Source organism: Burkholderia sp. AW33-5, assembly GCF_053427615.1.
Genome location: NZ_JBSAXA010000126.1, coordinates 1 through 307 on the forward strand (window position 1 = coordinate 1; position 307 = coordinate 307).

At 64.2% G+C, this 307-nt stretch carries 1 protein-coding gene; it reads right to left on the reverse strand.

Annotated elements, in window-relative coordinates; all coding sequences use genetic code 11:
* Positions 1 to 306: transposase (locus tag ACV22V_RS32665; RefSeq protein ID WP_448016862.1), on the reverse strand; the 306-nt coding region annotated here is incomplete at its 3' end.
* Position 307 lies beyond the last annotated feature (1 nt).

A 307-nucleotide genomic window follows, 5' to 3' on the forward strand; every position in this document is an offset into this window, starting at 1 on the left:
GCCCACTGCACGAATGGAGGACGAATCGATGACCACACGCGACCAGTCGATGCGATCGGCTGCTCGAAGTTTCGCCAGCAGCACCTCGTGCAGCCGGTCCCAGACACCAGCCTGTTGCCAATCGCGCAGTTTGCGCCAGCAGCTCATGCCCGAGCCGCAGCCCATCTCCTGCGGAAGCATCTCCCAGGGGATGCCGGTCAGCACCGCGCGATCGTCGAGCAGCTTGCGTCCCGGGTATCGCGCCCGGCGTGGTTTCGGTGGTGGCAGCAGCGGTTGGATCAGTGTCCACAGTTCGTCATCGAGTATC